The 6,270-nt window shown below is 58.3% G+C and carries 5 protein-coding genes; 3 read left to right on the top strand and 2 right to left on the bottom strand.

Annotated elements, in window-relative coordinates:
- The 3 genes from BMH52_RS01625 to BMH52_RS01620 form a co-directional block, all read left to right on the top strand.
- Positions 1-2,836: RHS repeat-associated core domain-containing protein (locus BMH52_RS01625; protein WP_256575678.1), on the top strand; the 2,836-nt coding region annotated here is incomplete at its 5' end.
- Positions 2,837-2,845: 9 nt separating this feature from the next.
- Positions 2,846-3,181 (top strand): hypothetical protein, encoded by a 336-nt coding sequence (locus BMH52_RS29460; protein ID WP_256575677.1) that lies wholly within the window; start codon positions 2,846-2,848, stop codon positions 3,179-3,181.
- Positions 3,182-3,183: 2 nt separating this feature from the next.
- Positions 3,184-3,603 carry a hypothetical protein gene (locus BMH52_RS01620; protein ID WP_003190647.1) on the top strand — a complete coding sequence of 140 codons (420 nt, stop codon included), beginning with the start codon at positions 3,184-3,186 and terminating at the stop codon, positions 3,601-3,603.
- A 255-nt stretch (positions 3,604-3,858) separates the two neighbouring features.
- Here BMH52_RS01620 and BMH52_RS01615 read toward each other — a convergent pair whose 3' ends face one another.
- Both BMH52_RS01615 and BMH52_RS01610 read right to left on the bottom strand, forming a co-directional pair.
- Positions 3,859-5,088, bottom strand: a complete 1,230-nt coding sequence (locus BMH52_RS01615) for a M20/M25/M40 family metallo-hydrolase (protein WP_073842746.1) — start codon at positions 5,086-5,088, stop codon at positions 3,859-3,861.
- Positions 5,089-5,136: 48 nt separating this feature from the next.
- Positions 5,137-6,195 carry a diguanylate cyclase gene (locus BMH52_RS01610; protein WP_014718118.1) on the bottom strand — a complete coding sequence of 353 codons (1,059 nt, stop codon included), beginning with the start codon at positions 6,193-6,195 and terminating at the stop codon, positions 5,137-5,139.
- Positions 6,196-6,270: the final 75 nt, after the last annotated feature.

Below are 6,270 nucleotides of genomic sequence, written 5' to 3'. Positions count from 1 at the left end.
TTGCCGTGATCGTTCCGGGCTGATTGAGCGGCTGGATAACGGCGCCGGTCGTTCGTTGCTGCTGCGTTATGAGTTGGGTCGCATCGTCGCGGTGGACTATCAGGTGCATCGCGCCAAAGGGCGAGAGCCCTACGTGTGGGAGACCGAGCAGAACCTTGTTTCCTACGCCTATGACGAAGACGGACGACTGGTTTGCGCGACCAATGCTGTCGGGGAAAGCGAGCGTTATCGATATGACGATCAGCAAGTCATTCTGGAACGCCAACTGGCCGGTGGGGCGAGTTTCTTTTGGGCGTGGGAACGCGCTGGCAAGGCGGCACGTTGCGTCAGGCATTGGGCGAGTTTTTCGCAGATGGACACGCGTTACGCCTGGGGCGATGACGGGCGCGTCACCGTGCATAACGCCGATGGTAGCCAGGAAGTCTATGTCCATGACGACCGGGCGCGCTTGGTGCAGCGCATCGATCCGGATGGCGCTCAGCATTACAAATCCTACGATGCCAAGGGCCGGCTGACCGTCGAGCAAGACCCGATGGGCGCGGTGACGGCCTATCAATATGACGACGCCGGACGCTTGGTGGCGCTGTTTCCGGGGGATGATGAGCCGACATCCTATGAGCGTGACAACGGCTTTGTACGGGTTGTCAGACGTGGTGAGGCGGTCTGGAAATATGAGCGTAATGAGCAAGGCGATGTAACACGTAGGACCGATCCCGATGGCAACTCGACTGACTACAGCTACAACAAACATGGGCAACTGACGGGGATTTGGTACCCGGACAGAAGTTGTCATCGGCTGGTGTGGAATGAACGTGGGCAGTTGCTTGAAGAGCAATTGCCCAATGGTGGGATCAAGCGTTATCGCTATGACGATCTAGGCCGGCAGATTGCGCGTGAGGATGAACACGGCGCGCAGACAGTCTATGAATGGGACAGCGTCGGCAGGTTGATTCGTCTTGTATTGCCAGGCGGCGCCACACAAGAATTCAGCTACAACCCCTACGGCAAAATCATCGCCGAACGCGACGAACTCGGTCACGTCACCCGCTACGAATACGCAGACGGCCTGCACCTGATCAGCCGCCGTCTCAACGCCGACGGCACCCAAGTCAAGTACCGCTACGACAACGCCCGGCTGCGGCTCACCGAGATCGAAAACGAAGCCGGCGAAACCTACCAACTCGACTACCACCTCAATGGCCTGATCCGCCAGGAAACCGGCTTCGACGGCCAGCGCACCGCCTATGCCTACGACCTCAACGGCAACCTGCTGGAGAAGACCGAATACGGCGACGATAACAGTCAGCTAATCACCCGTTACGAGCGCGACCACGCCGGACGCCTCGTAAGAAAAACCCTGCCCGACAGCGCCGTTGTCGACTATGCCTACGACCGCCAAGGCAACCTCCTCAGCGTCGAAGACGGCCACTGGGCGTTGGCCTACGAATACGACCGCCAAAACCGCCTCACCGCCGAACACCAAGGCTGGGGCACCCTGCGCTACGGCTACGACGCCTGCGGCCAGCTGAAAAACCTGTGCCTGCCGGATAATAACCGCGTCACCTTCAACCACGACAAAGGCGGCCACCTCGCCACCATCGAACTCAACGGTGAAGTGCTTACCTCGCACCTATTCAAGAGCGGTCGAGAGCATCAGCGCCAGCAAGGCCAAGTGCTCAGCCACTACCACTACGACGACCAACACCGCCTGCACGCCCACGCGGTAACGCAGCAACAAAACCACCTCTACCAACGCCAATACGACTACGACAAAGCCGGCAACCTCACCCGCCTGCTCGACACCCGAAAAGGCCAACACGACTACCGCTACGACCCCCTCGCCCGCCTGACCCGCGCCGATCACTCGCAGGACGTACAGGAACGCTTCGCCCACAACCCGGCCGGCAACCTGCTGATGCAAGACCGCCCCGGTCCGGACATCGTCGCGGCGAATCGTCTAATGATCCAGGGCGACCGCCACTACGACTACGACGCCTTCGGCAACCTCATTCGCGAACGACGCGGCAAAAGCCAGCAACTTGTCACTGAGTACCGCTACGACTGCCAGCATCGGTTAGTCGGGGTTACAACGCCCAACGGCCAAACCGCCAGCTATCGCTATGACCCATTTGGACGTCGCATCAGCAAAACCGTGGACGCCAAGACCACCGAGTTTTTCTGGCAAGGCGACAAGCTGATTGCCGAACACCATGCAGAGCGCCATCGCAGCTACCTCTACGAGCCCGGCAGCTTCCGCCCATTGGCACTATTGGACGGTTTCGGCCCAAAAGAAACCAAGCCCTACCACTACCAACTCGACCACCTCGGCACCCCGCAGGAACTGACCAGCCCCGAAGGCGAAATCGTCTGGTCCGCCCACTACCGCGCCTACGGCCAGATCGCCCGGCTCGACGTGGGCAAAGTCGACAATCCACTGCGGTTTCAAGGCCAGTATTTCGATGCGGAAAGCGGCCTGCACTACAACCGCCATCGCTACTACAATCCGGATATTGGTCGTTACCTGACGCCGGATCCGGTGAGGTTGGCGGGAGGGATCAACGGGTACCAGTATGTACCCAATCCCACGGGGTGGGTGGATCAGCTAGGCCTAAATACATGCCCCGGTAGCAATGGGTGTAAGCCTACAACCTCACAAGATAATCCAATTGAGAACGCACGAGTTGATGAGGGACAACCGTCAGCACCTCAGACGGCTGGTGAGCAGAGACGAGCTAAGATAGAGGAGCTAAGTGAGGCGAATGCGAAGCGTCGAATTTTGGAATATGAAAAAAAGTACGACATGCATATGGTTGGCAAGCATGGACCAGAAGTTTAGTCATCTAAAGTGAGCCAGCGCTCAATAGATGGGAAAGATCCAATAACGGGCAAATTACCGCCCAAGAAAAAAGGGACTCCCAGCTCACAATTCAACAGTTGGAAGCTTCAACTTCAAGCATGGACCAAAGCAACATCAAGGGTTGAACGAGGACTTTCGCGCTATACCGGAATAGATGGCAACAAGAATGATATTGTCCAACTAGAACTGCCAGGTGCTGGACGTGGTTACAGACCAAACAAGACGGATCCGAACCATCCACATTTCAACCCTTCAATGAATGGTGCCGAAATGAAGTTTCGTAAAGACGGCACACCTTTTACCCTGTTCCCGATTAAGGAGTAAAAATGTTATTTCATCCATCCTCCGAGCACATCCCTTTCGACGCAAGCCTGCGCTATTTCGTAGGAATTTTTGACATCTACGACAGAGAAGAATCAAAGGGAGAAGAACTGCACGCCTACAACCCTAACAACCAGAAAGATCGAGAAGCTTTGATCCTAAGATACTGCCTGGATCCTTACAACGAATTCTCCCACCGCCACAAATATAAGCTGATGGAAAATTTGTCCTTCGCTCTAAATACTGAAAATTTTGACTTTAGCTCGTTCTTTGAAGACGACCCCGATGAGTATTCAACGATGGCCTGGGACGAAACAGAAATAGCCGACCCCCGAGGCTTCTTTGCAGACATTTATCGACTGGCCAACGAGGTCTGGAAAGACGACCTCCAAAAAGCCAGTCTCGAAGACCCTTCCACATGGTGACTTTCACATTGAATGCAGTACTCGATGTCGGAGGGGCTGACCCCAATGCGAGTCAACCAAGCAAACACAACGCTCAAATCAACAAAGATCAAATGTGGGAGCTGGCTTGCCTGCGAAAGCGGTAGTGCAGTAACACATGCAGCGACTGACACACCGCCTTCGCGGGCAAGCCCGCTCCCACAGGGGATCTGCGTTTGCCTGAGGGGCATTCCTCCCCCATTCAAATCTGCTTCGTTCGATCATCCAGTGTTCTGATCAGCGCTTGGACAACTCCATAATCATCCGACTCAACAAATAAACCCGCGGCACCACACTCTCCACCTCGGCATATTCCTCCGCCGTGTGAATATTGCCCCCCACTATCCCAAACCCATCCAACGTCGGCGTGCCTACCCCGGCGGACAAGCTGGCATCCGCCGCGCCGCCGCTGCCTTCGATGGTCAACTTGCGTCCCAGTTCGCCATAAATCCCTTGGGCCATCGCCACCAACTTATCCGACTCGGCTGTCTGCGGCATCGGTGGCAGGCCGCGCTGCAGGCTGGTTTTCACTTCGGTTTCCGGGATCAATTTGTTGGCTGAAACCCGCGCCAGGTCTTTCTCGATCCGGTCGAACTCTTCCGGCAAGGCCGCACGCACGTCGGCCTTGGCGGTGGCTTGGTCAGGGATGACGTTGGTGCGGTCACCGGACTTGAACACGGTGAAGTTGATGGTGGTTTTCTTGTCTTCATCGCCAAGTTTGCCCAGTTGCAGGATCTGGTGCGCGGCTTCCATGGCGGCGTTGCGTCCCAGTTCCGGGGCGACGCCGGCGTGGGCGGCCTTGCCTTTGACTTCGACCACGGCGGTGGCGCTGCCTTTGCGCCACACCACCAGGCCGTCGGCGGGGCGGCCGGGTTCCAGGTTCAGGGTCACGTCGTGGCCCTTGGCAGTGTTGCGGATCAGTTCGGAGGCGGCGTCGGAGCCGGTTTCTTCGCTGGCGTCGAGCAGGAAGGTGATCTGCGCGTAGTCCTTGAAACCCTGGCTTTTGAGGACTTTGAGCGCATAGATGCCCGCGACGATGCCGCCCTTGTCATCCATCACGCCGGGGCCGTAGGCGCGGCCGTCCTTGATGTGGAAGGGGCGCTCGGCAGCCGAGCCTTCCTTGAATACGGTGTCCATATGGGCCATCAGCAGGATCTTGGCCTTGCCGGTGCCTTTGAGGGTGGCGACCACATGGCTGTTGTTGGCGGCTTTATCCGGCACCAATTCGATGGTGAAACCCAACTGTTTCAACTCGTCCACGGCGATATCGCGCACTTGGGTCAGGCCCGGCTCGTAGCCTGAGCCCGAGTCGATATTCACCAGGCGCTCCAGCAGCTTCAAGGCTTGGGCCTTGTATTGTTCGGCCTGTTGCTGGATCTGTTTATGAGGCTCGGCGCTGTAGGCCGGCAGGCTGAAAGACAAGGCCAGGGTAGCGGCCAACAGGGTACGCGGGAAGGTGAAGAACATGGACCGATCCTTGTTTTTTGTTGGAGGGTGCCCCGCCACCCTACCCCACTAAACTGACCGCAACCAACTGCCCTGTACCGAGCTGACCCGGTTGCGCCCGCTGCTCTTGGCTTCATACAGCGCCTGGTCGGCATCGTTGAGCCAACTGATGGAGTCGGCGTGGCTCGGCTGGTACGGCGCCAGGCCGATGCTCAGGCTCACTCGCAGTGTCGGGTCCTGGGCGTAGGCCAAGGCGTTGAAGCGACCGCGCAAGGCCTCCATCACCTCGGTGGCACGGTTGAGGGGCATATCGGGCAGGATCACGCAGAACTCATCACCGCCATAACGGCCGGCCAGGTCGGTGGTGCGCAGGTTCTGGCGCAGCACCTTGCTCAGTTGGCGCAGGACGATATCGCCGGTCACATGGCCGTAGGTGTCGTTGATGGTCTTGAAGTGGTCGATGTCGATCAACGCGATGGCGGCACCGGCCGGGCCACGGCGGCAACGTTGAAATTCGAGGTCCAGATGGTCCTTCCAGGCGCCGTGGTTGAGCAGGCCCGACAGGCTGTCGGTGCGGCTCAAGGCCAGCAGTTCACGTTTGTGCCGGGCCAAGGTAACGGCCTGGCGATAGCAGATCCATCCCAGGGCCAGGGGATACAGCATCAGGATCGGCAGGCAGGCATACAGCTGGGCCTGGGTGGTCAGGGCGACAAACCCAGGTGTGAACAGCAGCAACGCGGTGCCCAGTCCCAGTGCCTGCGCCACCCAACCCGCGAACAGGAAGCGCGGCCCGCCGATGGCGACGTTGTTCATGCTCATCATCGACAGGGTGGTGACGCTGGGCAGCGGGTTGAAGTGCATCGCGCCAACCCAGAACCCACCGCAAAAGGAATCGAACAGCAGGCTGCGGCGTTCGCTGCGCAAGGTATTGGCCGAGCGCAACGAGCATTGAAAAGCCAGGTGCGGCCACGCAAAGGCATTGACCAGCATCCAAGCCCATACCCACAGGGAGGGGTTCAACGGATACATGCCGAACGCCACGCACACAAAGCCGAGCGTCAGCCCCAGCAGGCGAGATTTGTACAAGCGCAAAGCGAGCGGAAGTCCTTTTCCTCCGACGGCTGGCATGGTGGGGGCGATCCTGGGTGAATGCCTGGAGTCTAACAGGGCGACGTCAAATCGCCACTACCGCTTATTGGCTAA

This window comes from Pseudomonas sp. BTN1, assembly GCF_001907715.1.
Classification (GTDB): domain Bacteria; phylum Pseudomonadota; class Gammaproteobacteria; order Pseudomonadales; family Pseudomonadaceae; genus Aquipseudomonas; species Aquipseudomonas paracarnis.
The sequence above is the reverse complement of the archived record's forward strand: the minus strand, read 5'-3'. Positions and strand labels throughout refer to the sequence as shown.

What these genes read in the sequence shown, in the direction of transcription:
- BMH52_RS01615 (WP_073842746.1), bottom strand. Translation starts at nt 5,088, where the DNA reads ATGTTCTTCACCTTCCCGCGTACCCTGTTGGCCGCTACCCTGGCCTTG.
- BMH52_RS01620 (WP_003190647.1), top strand. Translation starts at nt 3,184, where the DNA reads ATGTTATTTCATCCATCCTCCGAGCACATCCCTTTCGACGCAAGCCTG.
- BMH52_RS01610 (WP_014718118.1), bottom strand. Translation starts at nt 6,195, where the DNA reads ATGCCAGCCGTCGGAGGAAAAGGACTTCCGCTCGCTTTGCGCTTGTAC.